Origin of the sequence: Streptomyces sp. NBC_01089 (genome assembly GCF_045162975.1) — a bacterium.
Taxonomy (GTDB): domain Bacteria; phylum Actinomycetota; class Actinomycetes; order Streptomycetales; family Streptomycetaceae; genus Streptomyces.
In genome coordinates, this window is record NZ_CP108660.1 from 6,144,834 (window position 1) to 6,160,613 (window position 15,780).

Genomic DNA, 15,780 nt, shown 5'->3' on the forward strand with positions numbered 1-15,780 from the left:
GCCCCGGCCCCGCCTCGCCCCCGGCCCCAGCCCCAGGTCAGCCCCGGTCCCCGGCCGGTCCCGTGTCCGCCGGATAGCGGACGCCCGTCCGCTCCCGTACCGCGTCGAGCGTCCGCATCACGGCGAGCGTGCCCTCCAGCGGCACCAGCGGCGACTCCGTCTCGCCCGCGCGCACGGCCCGCATCACCTCGGCCGCCTCGTACTGCATACCGCGCAGCCCGCTGCCGTACTGCCCGGCGGTGAACTCCTCGGGCTCCCGGCCGTCCCGGTGCAGGACGAACCGCTCCGGCTGGAAGAAGCCGCGCGGAATCTCGATCCGGCCCGCCGTCCCCGTCACGGCCGCGGTCCGCGGGGTGTCCGCGGTGACCGAGCAGCTCAGCAGCGCCGTCGCCCCGCTCTCCCAGCCCAGCAGCATCGAGGTGTCCAGGTCGACGCCCTCCGGCGAGAGCCGCGCTTCGGCCCGTACCCGGTCGGGCTCGCCGAGCAGCAGCTGCGCGAACGACACCGGGTAGACACCCAGGTCGAGCAGGGCTCCGCCGCCCTGTGCCGGGTCGAGCAACCGGTGGCCTGCGGCGAAGGGGCCGGCAAGCCCGAAGTCCGCCTGTACGGTACGGATTTCGCCGAGCGCCCCGTCCCGTACCAGCTCCGTCAGCCGCCGGACCAGCGGGTCGCAGTACATCCACATCGCCTCCATCAGGAAGCTGCCGCGGGAGCGGGCGAGACCGGCCAGCTCGGCGGCCTCCCTCGCGTTCAGTGTGAACGCCTTCTCGCACAGCACCGCGCGCCCCGCCTCCAGACAGAGCCCGGCGGCGGCCCGGTGAGCGGCGTGCGGGGTGGCCACGTACACGACGTCGACGTCCGGGTCGGCCGCCAGCTCCGCCCAGCTGCCGTAGGCGCGCGGGATGCCGAAGCGCCCGGCGAATCCCTTCGCGGACGCGAGAGTGCGCGACGCCACAGCGACCACCTCGGCGTCCGGGAGTCCTTGCAGGTCAGCAGTGAAAGCGGCGGCTATGCCACCCGTGGCGAGCACACCCCACCGCACAGGTCTTTCCATCCCGGCCCCCATAATTCGTCCCTACCATGCCCTCTGGGCTGAGAGCATAGAGGCCATGCCGAAGACCTCTGCCCCGGAGCACATACGCACCGGGCTACCCGCCCCTGCCGTCGCCCGCACCACCGGAATCCTGGTCACCCTCGTCCTCGGCGGGCTCACCGCGCTGCCCGCGCTGTCGATGGACATGTACCTCCCCGCGCTGCCCGAGGTCACGGACGCGCTGCACTCGCCCGCCGCCACCGTCCAGCTCACCCTCACCGCCTGCCTGATCGGTATGGCGCTCGGCCAGCTCGTCGTCGGGCCGATGAGCGACAAGTGGGGCAGGCGGCGGCCACTGCTCATCGGTATGGCCGTGTACGTCGCCGCCACCGCGGTCTGTGCCCTGGCGCCCAGCGTCGAACTGCTCATCACCTTCCGGCTGTTGCAGGGTCTCGCGGGCTCGGCCGGCATCGTCATCGCCCGTGCGGTGGTGCGCGATCTCTACGACGGCATGGAGATGGCGCGGTTCTTCTCCACGCTGATGCTGATCTCCGGTGTCGCCCCGATCGTCGCCCCGCTCATCGGCGGCCAGATCCTGCAGATCACCGACTGGCGCGGAGTCTTCATCCTGCTCACCGTGGTCGGCACGCTGCTGACACTCGTGGTGTGGAAGTGGCTGCACGAGACGCTGCCGCCCGAGCGGCGGCACACCGGCGGTGTCGGCCAGGCGCTGCGGACGATGCGCTCGCTCCTCGCCGACCGGGTCTTCACCGGCTATCTGATCGCCGGCGGGCTCGCCTTCGGGGCGCTCTTCGCGTACATCTCGGCCTCGCCCTTCGTGGTGCAGGACATCTACGGCGCATCGCCGCAGATGTTCAGCCTGCTCTTCGGCATCAACTCGGTCGGTCTTGTGGCGGTCGGCCAGATCAACGGCAAGCTGCTCGTCGGCCGCGTCAGCCTGGACAAGGCGCTCGGCTTCGGGCTTGCCGTCATCACGCTCGCCGCCACGGCGCTGCTGCTGATGACGTCCGGGGTCTTCGGCCATGTCGGCCTCTTCCCGATCGCCGCCGGGCTCTTCGTCCTGATGTCGGCGATGGGCATGGCCATGCCGAACACCAACGCCCAGGCGCTGATGCGCACCCCGCACGCCGCGGGTTCGGCATCGGCGCTGCTCGGCTCCTCCACCTTCCTGCTCGGCGCGGTGGCGTCCCCGCTGGTCGGTATCGCGGGCGAGGCGACGGCCGCCCCGATGGCCGTGGTCCAGCTGGTGTGCGGGGTGGGCGCGATGACCTGCTTCCTGGTGCTGTGCCGGCCGTGGCAGCGCAAGGCGCCCGCGCCCGCGGTCACGGTGCGGGCCGCGGAGTAGACCGCCCGGCCGCCCGGCCGCCCGGCCGCCCGGCCGCCCGGCCGCCCGGCCGCGCGCCGGGGGCTGAGCGCTTTCCGCCGCCCGGCGGGTCCGTACCGCAGCGCCGCAGGTCATCGCGGTACGGATGCATGGTTCGAACGGATGAACAAGGGCCACCCGTTCGGCCGCGTGCTGCGAAACCCTTCCGCCTCGAACGCCGTTCTGCTGCCGCAGACAGCGTACGAACGAGGGGGGACAGGGTGGCTCTGGTCGAGTCGGTGGCCGGGTGGGTGCCGCCGCGGCGCGTCACCAACGACGCCTTACCCGCGCACTGGGGCGTGGACGACGCCTGGGTGCGGACCCGCACGGGGATCGGGGCCCGCCACCGGAGCGGCCCCGGCGTCTCCACCGGGGACCTGGCGTACGAGGCGGCCCGGCGGCTCCTGGAGCGCGCTGGGCGGCCACGCGTCGACGCACTCGTCCTGGCCACCGCCACCCCCGACCACCCGTGCCCGGCCACGGCTCCCGCGGTGGCGGCCCGGCTGGGTCTCGGCTCCGTCGCGGCGGTCGACGTGTCGGCGGTGTGCAGCGGTTTCATCTACGGACTGGCCTGCGCCCAGGGCCTGGTGGCCGCCGGAATCGCCGAGCGCGTCCTGCTGGCGGGCGCCGACACGTACTCCGGCTGGCTCGACCCGGACGACCACAGGTCAGGGGTCGTCTTCGGCGACGGCGCGGGAGCCGCACTGATCGCGGCGGGACCCGCCGGGGCCCCCGGGGAACTGCTCGGCTTCGACCTGGGCAGCGACGGCACAGGACACGACCTGATCACCGTGGCGGGCGGCGGCTCACGGGCCCGGTCGGTGCCGGGGCCCGCAGGACCGGGCGACGGCTACTTCCGGATGCGCGGCGCGGCCGTCTACCAGCAGGCCGTCGAGCGGATGACCGGCTCCTGCCGCGCCCTCCTCGCCAAGCTGGACTGGGACCCCAGGCAGGTCGACCACTTCGTACCGCACCAGGCCAACGCCCGGATCCTGCGCGCCGTCGCCGGACGGCTCGGTATCGACCCCGCCCGGTGCGTCACCCACCTCGACCGTGTCGGCAACACCGGCGCCGCCTCCATCCCGCTCGCCCTCGCCGACGCGGACGCCAGGGGCGTGCTGCGGACCGGCGACCGAGTGCTGCTGACCGCCTTCGGCGGCGGCCTGACCTGGGGATCGGCCGCGCTGCGCTGGGCGGGGACTCCTGCTGCCCCGGGTTCCGGAACCGCCGTCGCCGCCGCTGCCGCCCCTGCTGCTTCTGGCACGGCGGCCTCCCGCACCGGCGCTCCCGCCGCTTCCGCCACCACCGCTTCCCGTACCACCGCTGCGCGGCCCGCCGCGGCCGCACTCTCCGAGGAGCTCTCATGAGGACACCCGAGATCGCTGTGACCGGACTGGGGATGATCACCCCGGGGGGTGCCGGTACGGCCGCGACCTGGGAAGCGGTCCTGGCCGGCCGCTCCACCGCCCGCCGGCTGCCCGCGCTGCGCGGCCTGCCGGTCGACTTCGGCTGTGCGGTGGACGGAGTCGATCTGGACGCCGTGGTCGGCGGACGGAAGACCTGGCGGATGCACCGCTTCGTCAAACTGGCGCTGATCGCCGCCCGGCAGGCCGTCGCCGACGCCGGGCTCGACCCCGCGGGCTGGGACGGCGGCCGGGTGGGGGTCGTCATCGGTGTCGGCGTCGGCGGAGTCTCCGTACTCACCGACAACGCCCTGCGCCTGCACGCCGAAGGGCCGGGCGCCGTCTCCCCGTTGCTGGTCCCGATGATGATTCCCAACGCGGCCGCAGGCGAGGTCGCCATCGCGCTGTCGGCGCACGGGCCGAGCCTCGCGCCCGCCACCGCCTGCGCGTCCGGCGCCACGGCCATCGCCGTCGCCCGTGATCTGCTGGCCTCCGGGCAGTGCGACGTGGTGGTCGCCGGGGGAGCGGAGTCGGTGCTCCAGCCGCTCGTGGTATCCGGATTCGCGCAGATGGGCGCGGTGTCGAGGCGCCGCGACGACCCGGCGGGGGCGTCCCGGCCGTTCGCGGGGGACCGGGACGGGTTCGTCATCGCCGAGGGCGCGGGGGTGCTGGTTCTGGAGCGGGCCGCCGACGCGGCCGCCCGCGGTCACCGCGCCCGTGCGCTGCTCGCCGGGGTGGGCGCCACCACCGATGCCCACCACCCCACCGCCCCCGATCCGCAAGGCCGTTGCGCGCGGGCCGCCGTCGACGAGGCGCTGCGGGACGCGGGCTGGAGCCCGTACGACGTCGGGCACGTCAACGCGCACGGCACCTCAACGCCGCTCAACGACGCGATGGAGGCCGACGTGATCGCGCGGGTGTTCCCGCACTGGCCACCGGTGACATCGGCCAAGGGCGTCCTGGGGCACTCGCTCGCGGCAGCCGGGGCGATCGAGGCCGCGCTGACCGTACTGACCCTGGCGGAGGGTGTGATTCCGCCGATCGCCAACCTGGACGCCCCCGCTGTCGAGTTCGACCTGAACTGCGTGACCAAGGAGGCCCGCCGCGAGCCAGTGGAGCGGGCGGTCAGCCACTCCTTCGGCTTCGGCGGACACAACGTCGTGCTGGCCTTCCAGCGGGGAGCGTGAGAGATGACTGCGGAAACCCTGGCTGCCGGCTCTCCGACGGCCGACTCTCCTGAGTCACCTGAGTCACCTGAGTCACCTGAGTCCCCGCAGTCCCCTGAGCCCCTTGAGTCCCCGGCTGCCGGCTGTCTGTCAGGGGAGGCCGGTGACCCCGGTGTGCGTGATGCGCTCGTCCGGGTGCTGTTCGGTGACGACCACCGGGCCGCCCACGGCCCCTGGCGCGCACTGCTCACCGCGGAGCCGTTCCGGCGCGGGCCTGCTCTCGCACCGGACGCACAGCTGGAGCTGGCGTACGAGCGGCTGCGCATCCTCAACTCCACGCTGGACAGCGCCTTCCGGCTGGCCGCCGACCCCGTGGCACTGGCCCATATGCATGAGTGGCTCAGCCCCGTCGACACCGCGCTGACCACGGTCGCGGGCATCCACTACAACCTGTTCCTCGGCACCCTCATCGACCATGACGGCGATGTGCGGCGGGACCTGTCGGACTTCGCGGATCTGACCCGGACCGGGACTTTCCTCTGCACCGAGCTCGACCACGGCAACGACGCCACGGCGCTGGAGACGACAGCCGGTTACGACCGGGCCAGGGACGGCTTCCTGCTGCGCACCCCGCACGCGGGGGCCCAGAAGTTCATGCCCAACACCAGCGCAGCGGGCGGCCCCAAGAGCGGCGTGGTCGCGGCCCGGCTGCTGGTCGACGGCAGGGACCTCGGCGTCTTCCTGTTCCTGACCGCGCTGACCGGACCGCGTGGCCCCCTGCCCGGCGTACGCGTGCGGCTGCTGCCCCGGCGCATGGGCAGCGTGGTCGACCACTGTCTGACCTCGTTCGACGGGGTCTTCGTCCCGCGCGAAGCACTGCTCTCCGGGCCGCAGGGGCGGCTCGACGCCGAGGGCGCCTTCAGCAGCGAGGTGGTCAACCGGCGCAGCCGCTTCCTGCTGTCGATCGGCCGGGTCACCGCGGGCAAGCTGAGCATGAGCGCCTGCGCGGTCGGCTCCGTACGGGCGGCCCTCGCGGTGGCCGTCCGCCACGGCTCGCACCGGCTGATCGGCGGGGTACGGGCGCCCGAGCGGGTGCCCGTCATGGCGCACCGCAGCCACTACGCCCCTCTCGCGGGCGCGCTGGCGACGGCGTACGCGATGACGCTGCTGCACCGCACGGTCCTTCGTACGTGGACGGAGCGCGGCGGTACGGAGGGAGGTGGGGTGGAGCGCGGCGGGGCTCAGTCACGAGCGGGCGGGCGGACCGGGGCCGAGCGGCTGGTCGCCGTCGCCAAAGCCTGGATCACCTGGGAGGCGCGCACCGTCATCAGCGAGTGCCGCGAACGGTGCGGCGCCCAGGGCCTGTTGGAGAACAACGGCCTCGCCGCACTGGTGACCGGCATCGAGGGTGCGATCACCGCCGAGGGCGACAACCTCGCCATCCACGCCAAGGCGGCGGCCGGGATGGTCTGCGACCACCACCCGCCGCGCCCGCCCGCCGCCCCGGCCGGCCGCGAGCTGACCGACCCGGCCTTCCTCCGGGAGCTGCTCGCCGCCGTCGAGTGCGTCGACCTCGACCGGGCCCGCGCCGGGATGCGCGAGGCCGCACCGGGGGACGCGCTCGGCCGGTGGAACGCGGGGGCGAGCGCCGCCCTGCGGGCCGCCACCGCGCACGCCCAGCTCCGGGCCGCCGAGGCTGTCGCGGAGGCGGCGGACGCCCGGCCGCCGGGCTCCGCGGCCGGGGAGCTGCTGCACACCCTGGGCCGGCTGTTCGCCCTGGAACGCATCGCGCCCCGGAGCGGCGATCTGCTGAACGAGGGTTTCGTGGAAGGCCGTCACATCGCCGCGCTCCCGGCCGAGGTGGACCGGCTGGCCGCCCGGGTCGCGGGGCAGGCGCGGCTGCTGACCGACGCGTTCGACCTGCCCGGGGAGTGGCTGGCGGACGTGCCCCTCACCGCCGGTGCGGCCGCGGAGTGCCCCTCGGCGTACGACGACCCCGACGGCCCCTGGCACCGTACGGCCGGGGAGGGGGAGCGGTGAACCGGCTCCTGCTGCGCACGGTGCTGCTCGGGTACTGGGGCACGGTCCATGTGCTGTCCCGTACCGGCCGCCGGGAACGGCGGCGCGGCGCTGTCCGGGCACGGCGTACGGCGCCGCTTCCCGAGGGGTGAAAAAACCTTCCGTCACCGCGTAACCGGAAGATCGTTCAGCCGTTGGACCGACGTCCATGAGATGCGATTCATCCGCATTCCGTCTGCTTTGTTTCTGTCCGCTGTATGTCCGCCCGTTGTATGTCCGACCGCTCTGTGTCCGTCCGCTCTGTGCCCGTCCGCTTTGTGTGAAGGGGAATGTCATGTCCGAGCTGCACCCGACCCTTGTCGACGTCCTGACCAACACCTTCAAGGTCCCCGCCGTCGAACTCCGTCCCGAGGCCACCATGGACGACCTGGAGATGGACTCGCTCGCCGTCGCGGAGCTGGGCGTCATCGTCAAGGAGACCCTGGGTGTCGAGGCCGACGCCGACTCCGCGTACAAGGGGGCCACGCTCGGCCGGATCAGCCAGTTCCTGACCGAAGCCACCACGGCCGGCGCCCGATGACGCTCCCTCCGGTCGCCGTCACCGGCCTGGGCATGGTCACCCCGGCGGGCAACGACACGGAAGCCACCTGGCGGGGGGTGTGCACGGGCCGCTCCACCGCCCGTACCGTTCCCGAACTGGACGGCTGCGCCATCGACTTCGCCTGCCGGGTCACCGGGATCGACCTGGCGGACGCCGTCGGCGGCCGGGCCGTCTACCGTATGGGGCGCTACGTCAGGCTCGCGGTGCTCGCCGCCGAAGAGGCCGTCGCCGACGCCGGCCTCTCCCCGGCCGGCTGGGACGGCACCCGGGTCGCGATCGTCATCGGCACCAGCAGCGCGGGCTCGACCGGGCTGTACGAGCAGTCGGTCGCCCTGGAACGCCGTGGCCCCGAGGCGACTTCGCCGCTGGGCACCCTGCTCACCGTCCCCAACATGGCGGCCGCCGAGGTCGCCATCAGGCTGCGGACCACCGGGCCGAGCCTGGCGCCCTGCACGGCCTGCTCGTCCGGTGCGACCGCGCTCTCGGTGGCCCGCGATCTGCTGGTCACCGGCCAGTGCGACATCGCCGTCGCGGGTGCCACCGAGTCGATCGTCGACCGGCTCGCCCTGACCGGGTTCGCGCGGTCGGGGGCCGCCGCGCTGCGGGCCGGGGAGGAACCCCCGGACATCAGCCGCCCGTTCGCCGCCGACCGGCGAGGGCTGGTGATGGGGGAGGGCGCCGCCGTCATGGTCCTGGAGCGCGAGGCCGACGCCCTGGCCCGGAGTGTCGCCCCGCGCGCCCTGCTGGCCGGGACCGGTGCCACCACCGACGCGTACCACCCGACGAGTCCACGGCCCGACGGGTCGGTCGCCGGGGCGGCCGTGGACGCCGCGCTGCGGGACGCGGGCTGGTGCGCGGCTGACGTCGGTCATGTCAACGCCCATGGCACATCGACCCTGCTCAACGACGCCACCGAGGCCGGGCTGATCGCCCGTGCCTATCCGCACCGGCCCCCGGTGACCGCGCCCAAGGGTGTGCTCGGTCACTGCATGGGTGCTGCGGGCGCCATCGAAGCGGGGCTGACCGTCCTCACCCTCCAGCACGGACTCGTACCCCCGGTCGCCAATCTGACCGCCCCCGCACCGGAGTTCGACATCGACTGTGTGACCAAGCAGCCCCGCCGGGTGCGGGTGTCGCGCGCGGTCAGCCACTCGTTCGGATTCGGCGGGCACAACGCCGTGCTCGCCTTCCAGCGGGCCTGACGGGGGCGGGAGGTCAGCCGCCCGGGGGTTTCCCCTTTCCGGGGTGCGCCCCTACCCGGGGCGGGGCGCCGCTTCCCGTGGTGCCGCTTCCCGTGGTGCCGCTTCCCGTGGTGCCGCTTCCCGTGGTGCCGGTCCGCAAGGGTGCGGACCGGCACCACGGCTGTCCGGCGATCCGGCTGTCCGGCTGTCCGGTTCGCGTTCCCGGCAGACCCTTGACAGGTGCTGGGCGCACCCGCATCCTTTCGCCAGAAAACGCAACGGCGTTGCGTTTTCCGCAACGGAAACGGATGACGGACCACGCAGGCGAAGGAGGTCGCTCCCATGGTGGAACGCGGCGCCGACCCCACGACCACCCCGCCCGACGGCGGGCCGCAGCCGGCCGGCGTCCTGCAGACGGTGGACCGCGCACTCCTCGTCCTGCTGACGTTCACCGAACAGCGCCCCGAGTGGGGCGTCAGCGAACTGGCCCGCCACCACGGCTGGGACAAGGCGGTCGTCCAGCGGCTGGTGACGACCCTCACGGCGCGCACCTTCCTGATCTGCGACCGCACCACCCGCCGCTACCGCCCCGGCCCCGCGCTCTCCCGGCTCGCCCGGGTCAGTGAACACAGCGGTGTGCTCTCCTCGCTGGCCCGCCCGGTCCTCGCCCGGCTGCTCCGCGAGACCGGTGAGAGCATCGTGCTCAACGTCCCGCACGGCGGCAGCTACCGCTGCGAGGCCGCGGTCGACGGCACCGGGCCCGTCCGCTACACCGCGATCATCGGCGCGGTCATTCCCGGCCACGCCGGAGCATCCGGGCACACGATCTTCGCGTACCACCCCGAACGCGAGGTCCGGCAGATGTTCGGGCCGACCGGGCTGACCCGCTTCAACGACCGCACCATCACCGACCTCTCCGCCCTGCTCGCCTGTTACGAACGGGTCAGGGCGGACGGCCACTGCGTCAGCCACGGCGAGTACGACGAAGCCGTGACCGCCGTCTCCGCCCCCGTCTTCCAGGGCGACGGTGTCGCCGCCTCGCTCACCGCCATCGGCCCGTCCCACCGGGTGGACCGGGCGACCGACACCCTGGTGGGGCTGGTACGCGCCGGGGCGGCGGAGATCACCGCCGCACTGGGCGGCTGACCGCCAGCACGTACCCCGCGCCGCCCGCCGCCCCGTCACCACCATCCGTACCTACCGCCCCAGCACCCCCAGCACCCCCAGTCGCCCCACCTGACCCGCACTCCGCGCCGCGTCCCGCCCGCGTCCCCGGCGTGCCGCGTGCTGCCCTCGCACGCCACGCCACAGGGTCACGAGTCACCGAGCCATCGAGTCACCAAGCCCCATCGAGTCATCAAGCCCCACGCCGCCCCCCGCCCGCCCCTGCCCGAGCTCACCGAAGGAGGTGCCCCGTGGCGCACCACGCCCCGGCTCCGCCCCGCGTCCCGCCGCCCGGCCCCGACGAAGAATCCGCGCACCCGCGCGTCCTGGAACCCCTCCTGCTGGTCATCCTGGTGGTGCTCTCCGCCGTCGGCGCCGTCATCGGGATCGACCTGGTCGCCAAGCTGGGCATCTCCGCCAACACCTCGGTCGTCGGCGCGCTCGTCGCCATGCTGATCGGCCGCATCCCGCTGAACTTCCTGCGCCGGATGCGCTCCGTACACCGGCAGAACCTCGCCCAGAGCGCCATCTCCGCCGCCACCTTCGCGTCCGCCAACGCGCTGCTCACCTCGGTCGCCGTGCCGTACGTCTTCGGCCGCAAGGACCTGGTCTGGCCGATGCTGGCCGGGGCGTTCATCGGGCTCGTCGTGGACGCCTGGGTCCTCTACCGCGCCTTCGGCTCCCGGCTGCTGCCCGCCGACGCGGCCTGGCCGCCCGGCACGGCCGCCGCCGAGACCATCAAGGCGGGCGACCGGGGCGGCCGCCGGGCCCTCATCCTCGCCGGGGGCACCGTCGTCGGCCTCGCCGGAACACTCGTCAGCCTGCCCCTCTCCGCGGCCGGGGTCGCGTTCCTCGGCAACGTCTGGGCGCTGATGATGTTCGGCGTCGGACTGTTCTTCCGCCAGTACAGCCCCGACCTGTTCCACACCGACCTCGGCGCCGGATACATCCCGCACGGCATGATGGTCGGCGCCGGAATCGTCGCCCTGGGCCAGGCCGTTCACCTGCTCATCGGCCGCCGCGCACGCGCACGGCAGTCCGCACCCGCCCCCGTGGTCGCCTCCGTCGCCCCGCCCGCCGACCCGGCCACGGCGTACACCGTCGACGAGCGCGGACTGCGGCGCGCACTGATCCGCGGCTACGTCCTGTTCACGGCGGGCGCCGCCGTCCTCGCCGTACTCGGCGGGCTGCTGGGCGACATGAGCGTGCCCGGCCTCATCGGCTGGGTCCTGTTCGCCGCGTTCGCCGCCCTGGTCCATGAGCTGATCGTCGGCCTCGCGGCCATGCAGTCCGGCTGGTTCCCGTCCTTCGCCGTGACCCTGATCTTCCTGATCCTGGGCCTCGCGATCGGGATCCCGTCCGTACCGCTCGCCCTGCTCATCGGCTATGTGTCCGCCACAGGACCGGCCTTCGCCGACATGGGGTACGACCTCAAGGCGGGCTGGCTGCTGCGCCGCGAGCACCGGCCCTGGGACCCGTACGAACGCGAAGGCCGCCGCCAGCAGTTCCTGGCCGCCCTCATCGGGTTCGCCGTCGCGCTCGTGGTGGTCGCCGTGGTCTGGCGCTCCTACTTCGGGCAGGGGCTGATCCCGCCCGTCGCCAAGGTCTACGCCGACACCCTGCGCAGCGGACTCGGCGACCCGCACACCGTGCGCACCATGCTGATCTGGGCCGTACCCGGAGCCGTGATCCAGCTCCTGGGCGGCACCCGCAGGCAGATGGGCGTCATGCTCGCCACCGGTCTGCTGATCCTCACCCCGCAGGCGTGCTGGCTGGTCCTCGGCGCCCTCGCCGTCCGGGTCGGCTACCGCAAGTGGCGTGGCCCGGCCGCCGACGAGGAACTCAACCTGGTCGGCGCCGGACTGATCGCGGGCAGCTCACTCGGCGACTCCGCCCAGATCCTCAAGACATGACGGACCGCCCCCGGGCCGTCGCCCGGCCGCCGCCGCCCGCCACGGACCCGGCCGCCTCCCGGCCCGCACCACCCGCACCCTCAGCACGCAAGGAGAACCACCCCCATGGACATGTACAGCAGGCTCGAACCGCGCCCCGAGTACCTCAGCTTCGAACTCGCCCTGGCGGCCCGCAAACTCGTCGAGGACGTCATGCTCGTCAAGCCGGGGGAGGACGTCGTCCTCACGGGCGACACCAGCAGCGACCGCCGTGTCGTCGAAGCCACCGCGCAGGCCGTCGCCGCCGCCGGGGCGCACCCCGTCATCGTCTGGTACGAGACGATGCCCGGCTCGTCGATGGAGCCGCCCCGGCCGGTCGCCGGAGCCATATCCGACGCCGATGTGTGGATCGAGTTCGCCGTCTCGTACGTGATGCACTCCGACGCGTTCCGCGCCGCCATGGCCAACGGCTGCCGCTACACCAACCTCACCGCGATGGACGTCCAGATGCTGGTCGCCACCGTCGGCAGGCCCGACTTCCCGGGCGTCATCCGCCTCGGCAACGCGCTCGTCGCCCTCCTGGAGGCGGCCGACGAGGTCCGTATCACCTCGGCCAACGGCACCGACCTGGTCGGCCGCAACGGCGACCGGCCCATCAACCTGCGGGGCAAGCCGGCCGAGAAGCCCGGCGAGACCGTCATGCTCTCCGGCCAGATCTCCTGGAACCCGCTGGAGGAGACCCAGGACGGCGTACTCGTCTTCGACGGGGCCCTCTGGCCGCCGGACGAGATCGGGCTGCTGCGCTCGCCGGTCCGCTGCACCGTGGAGAAGGGCGTCGTCACCAAGATCGAGGGCGGCGCCGACGCGGACGTCTTCCGCAGCTGGATGGAGTCCTTCGACGACCCCAACATGTTCCGCGTCGCGCACTGGTCGCTCGGCTTCAACCCCGGCGTCCTGGCGCCCACCGGCCGCATCGTGGAGGACGAGAGGGTCTTCGGCTGCGTCGAACTGGGCATCGGCACCAAGGGCGCCTGGATCGGCGGCGAGCCCTGGGTGGCCGCCGCGCACACCGACGGCAGCGTCCTCGGCCCGTCCATCTACCTGGACGGGGTGGCGATCGAGGAGAACGGGCGCTACGTGCACCCGGAACTGGTCCGGATCTGCCGCGACCTCGGAGTCGCCGGCTACTGACCGGCTGCTGACATCAGTGGGGCGGGGTGGGGGGCCTGCTTACGTTGTCCCGCGCCCCGCTCCGCCCCACTGCCGCCGCCGTCTCACCGCCGGCCCGCCCGTTCGCCGGCCGGCCCGTCCGCCCGTCCGCTCGCTTGCCCGGTCAGCCCGCCCGCCGGCCCGGTCCGCCCCACGCCCCGCCGGCTCGCCGGCCCGTCCGCCCGGTCCGACCCACCGCCTGCCCGTTCGCCCGCCGACCCACCGCCGCCCGTCGTCCGCCCCGGGATGTCACGAAGGAGCGCCCATGCCCACGCCCGACCCCCTCTCCTCCGCCCCTCTCTCCTCCGAGAACGCCGCCTCCGAGAACGCCGCCTCCGAGAACGCCGCCTCCGAGAACGCCGCCTCCGAGAACGCTTCCTCCGACAGCGCCGCCTCCCACCAGGCTGCTTCCCCCCGCCAGGCTCCGTCCGGCACTGTCTCCTACCGGCACGGCGGCCTGGTCTGTACCGACCACACCATCGATGTGCCGCTGGACCACCGGCACCCCGGAGGGCCGTCCATCGCCCTGTTCGCCAGGGAGGTCGTCGCCGAGGACCGCGAGGACAGCGAACTGCCCCGGCTGGTCTGGCTCCAGGGCGGCCCCGGCGGCCGTGCCGAGCGCCCCAACGCCGCCGGCGCCTGGCTGCGCAGGGCCCTGCGCGACTACCGGGTCGTCCTCATGGACCAGCGCGGCACCGGCCGCTCCACCCCCGCCGACCGGCGCACCCTCGCCCGGTTCGGTACGGGCACCGGGGCCGCCGCCGCATACCTCGGGCACTTCCGCGCCGACTCGATCGTGCGCGACGCCGAACTGCTGCGCCACCACCTCCAGGGCGACCGGCCGTGGAGCGTACTCGGCCAGAGCTTCGGCGGCTTCTCCACCCTGACGTACCTCAGCCTCGCCCCCGAAGGGCTCACCCGCGCCTACATCACCGGCGGGCTGCCCACGCTCACCGGCCACGCCGACGACGTGTACCGGGCCGCCTACGCCCGCACCCTGGCCCACAACGAGCGCTACTTCGCCCGCTACCCCGCCGACCAGCGCCTCGCCGACGCGGTGGCCGGGCACCTGGCGGAGCACGACGTCCGGATGCCCGGCGGTGAGCGCCTCACCGTCCGGCGCTTCCAGACCCTCGGTATCGGCTTCGGTACCTCCGCCAAGTTCGACGCGCTGCACTACCTCCTGGAGACCGCCTTCACCGACGGCGCCCGCGGCCCCGAGCTCACCGACACGTTCCTGCGCGGAGTCGACGCCACCGTCTCCTTCGCGGAGCGGCCGCTGTACGCCGCGCTCCACGAGCCGATCTACGCGCAGGGCGGCCGGCCCACCGACTGGTCCGCGCACCGCGTCCGCCGGGAGTTTCCCGCGTTCGACGCGGCCCCGGGCGCTCCGGTCCGGTTCACCGGCGAGATGGTCTACCCCTGGCAGTTCGACGAGGACCCGGCGCTCGTCCCGCTGCGCGGCGCCGCCGAGGCCCTGGCCGCGCGTACCGACTGGCCGGCCCTTTACGACCTGGACCGGCTCGCCGCCAACCAGGTCCCGGTCGTCGCCGCCGTCTACCACGACGACATGTTCGTGGACCGGGAACAGGCCCTGGCCACCGCCGACGCCGTACGCGGGCTGCGGACCTGGGTCACCGACGCCCACGCGCACGACGGCGTACGCGCCGACGCCGCTGTCCTGGACCGGCTGATCGCGATGGCCGACGGCGAGATCTGACCACGCGGTGCCCGGCAGCGCGCGTGACATCTCGCGTGAAATCGCGCGTGAGGAGGTCACAGACGGTGAGATGGCCGGTGCGCGGGCCTCGCGGCCGACGCCTCGGTGCAGTCGTCCTTGATGGCGATGCTTGAATGGACTTTCATTCCTGATCCGGCAAGGAGAATCGCTGTGCCCCTGGTGTCTGTCGTGATGCCCGTGTACAACTCGGCGGCCACCCTCGGTGCGGCTGTGCGGTCGGTGCTCACACAGACCCATGGCGACCTGGAGCTGCTGATCACCGACGACCAGTCGTCCGACGGCTCCATGGACCTGCTCCGCGAGTTCGCCGAGCAGGACGAGCGCGTCCTGCCGGAGTCCGCCCCCGAACGGGGCGGTGCGGGCCGGGCCCGCAATCTGGCGATCGAGCGTGCCCGCGGGGACTATGTGGCCTTTCTCGACAGCGACGACATGTGGCTGCCGGAGAAGACCGCGAAGCAGCTCGCCTTCGCTGCGGAGGCCACTGCGCCTCTGACGTTCACCTCGTACTTCAAGATGGCCGCCGACTACGACGGTGACAGCACCGACTGGGTCCCGAACGGGCGGGTGATCCGGGCGCGGGAGCACGTGGACTACCGCGCGATGCTGGTCCAGGACCACATCGGTGCTCTCACCGCCATGTACGACCGCAGCGTCCTGGGCACGAGGCTGATGCCGGAGATGCGCAAGCGCCAGGACTACGCGCTGTGGCTGTCGATCATGCGGGACGGCGCCGACGCCCGGGGGCTGGCCGAGCCGCTCGCGGTGTACAGGGCCCACCAGGCGGGATCCCTGTCCTCCAACAAGCTGTCGCTCGTGCAGTACAACTGGGACCTGTATCGCGAGCACGAGCATCTGTCGGTCCCGCGGGCGACGCGGGCGCTGGCCGGCGCGGTGTGGCAGTCGCTGCGGAACTCGCGGATCTGACGCGTACGCGCCGCTCCGGCGGTCCGCGACCGCCGGCCCCGGCAGCGGACGGGCCCGTCCGCC

Annotated in this window: 13 protein-coding genes; 12 read left to right on the forward strand and 1 reads right to left on the reverse strand. The window is 73.4% G+C overall.

From position 1 onward, the window contains the following. Positions 1 to 37 precede the first annotated feature (37 nt). Positions 38 to 1,054, reverse strand: coding sequence for a Gfo/Idh/MocA family protein (locus OG510_RS27620; protein ID WP_406140363.1), 1,017 nt, complete (start codon positions 1,052 to 1,054; stop codon positions 38 to 40). Positions 1,055 to 1,109: 55 nt separating this feature from the next. Between OG510_RS27620 and OG510_RS27625 the strand changes: the two genes are divergently transcribed. The 12 genes from OG510_RS27625 (at position 1,110) to OG510_RS27680 (ending at position 15,717) form a co-directional block, all read left to right on the forward strand. Then, positions 1,110 to 2,399, forward strand: a complete 1,290-nt coding sequence (locus OG510_RS27625; protein ID WP_406140364.1) for a multidrug effflux MFS transporter — start codon at positions 1,110 to 1,112, stop codon at positions 2,397 to 2,399. Positions 2,400 to 2,644: 245 nt separating this feature from the next. After that, the gene (locus OG510_RS27630) at positions 2,645 to 3,784 is read left to right on the forward strand and encodes a beta-ketoacyl-ACP synthase 3 (RefSeq protein WP_406142590.1); all 1,140 of its coding nucleotides are present in this window, start codon (positions 2,645 to 2,647) and stop codon (positions 3,782 to 3,784) included. Continuing rightward, on the forward strand, positions 3,781 to 5,007 hold the full coding sequence (locus tag OG510_RS27635) for a beta-ketoacyl-[acyl-carrier-protein] synthase family protein (RefSeq protein WP_406140365.1): 1,227 nt from the start codon (positions 3,781 to 3,783) through the stop codon (positions 5,005 to 5,007). The genes OG510_RS27630 and OG510_RS27635 overlap by 4 nt, the downstream gene beginning before the upstream one ends. Positions 5,008 to 5,160: 153 nt before the next feature. After that, the gene (locus OG510_RS27640) at positions 5,161 to 7,026 is read left to right on the forward strand and encodes an acyl-CoA dehydrogenase (RefSeq protein ID WP_406140367.1); all 1,866 of its coding nucleotides are present in this window, start codon (positions 5,161 to 5,163) and stop codon (positions 7,024 to 7,026) included. Beyond that, complete coding sequence (locus tag OG510_RS27645; RefSeq protein ID WP_406140369.1) at positions 7,023 to 7,157, forward strand: hypothetical protein; 135 nt, start codon at positions 7,023 to 7,025, stop codon at positions 7,155 to 7,157. Before OG510_RS27640 ends, OG510_RS27645 begins: the two co-directional genes overlap by 4 nt. A gap of 182 nt (positions 7,158 to 7,339) precedes the next feature. Further along, on the forward strand, positions 7,340 to 7,585 hold the full coding sequence (locus tag OG510_RS27650; protein WP_406140371.1) for an acyl carrier protein: 246 nt from the start codon (positions 7,340 to 7,342) through the stop codon (positions 7,583 to 7,585). Beyond that, entirely contained in the window at positions 7,582 to 8,808 is a 1,227-nt protein-coding gene (locus OG510_RS27655; RefSeq protein WP_406140372.1) for a beta-ketoacyl-[acyl-carrier-protein] synthase family protein, read from the forward strand. The genes OG510_RS27650 and OG510_RS27655 overlap by 4 nt, the downstream gene beginning before the upstream one ends. Positions 8,809 to 9,129: 321 nt before the next feature. Continuing rightward, on the forward strand, positions 9,130 to 9,933 hold the full coding sequence (locus OG510_RS27660) for an IclR family transcriptional regulator (protein WP_406140373.1): 804 nt from the start codon (positions 9,130 to 9,132) through the stop codon (positions 9,931 to 9,933). A 269-nt stretch (positions 9,934 to 10,202) separates the two neighbouring features. Further along, on the forward strand, positions 10,203 to 11,864 hold the full coding sequence (locus OG510_RS27665) for an OPT/YSL family transporter (protein ID WP_406140374.1): 1,662 nt from the start codon (positions 10,203 to 10,205) through the stop codon (positions 11,862 to 11,864). A 105-nt stretch (positions 11,865 to 11,969) separates the two neighbouring features. Continuing rightward, the gene (locus OG510_RS27670) at positions 11,970 to 13,034 is read left to right on the forward strand and encodes a hypothetical protein (RefSeq protein ID WP_406140376.1); all 1,065 of its coding nucleotides are present in this window, start codon (positions 11,970 to 11,972) and stop codon (positions 13,032 to 13,034) included. 283 nt (positions 13,035 to 13,317) lie between these two features. After that, complete coding sequence (locus OG510_RS27675) at positions 13,318 to 14,772, forward strand: alpha/beta fold hydrolase (RefSeq protein WP_406140377.1); 1,455 nt, start codon at positions 13,318 to 13,320, stop codon at positions 14,770 to 14,772. Positions 14,773 to 14,943: 171 nt separating this feature from the next. Beyond that, complete coding sequence (locus OG510_RS27680; RefSeq protein ID WP_406140378.1) at positions 14,944 to 15,717, forward strand: glycosyltransferase family 2 protein; 774 nt, start codon at positions 14,944 to 14,946, stop codon at positions 15,715 to 15,717. Positions 15,718 to 15,780 lie beyond the last annotated feature (63 nt).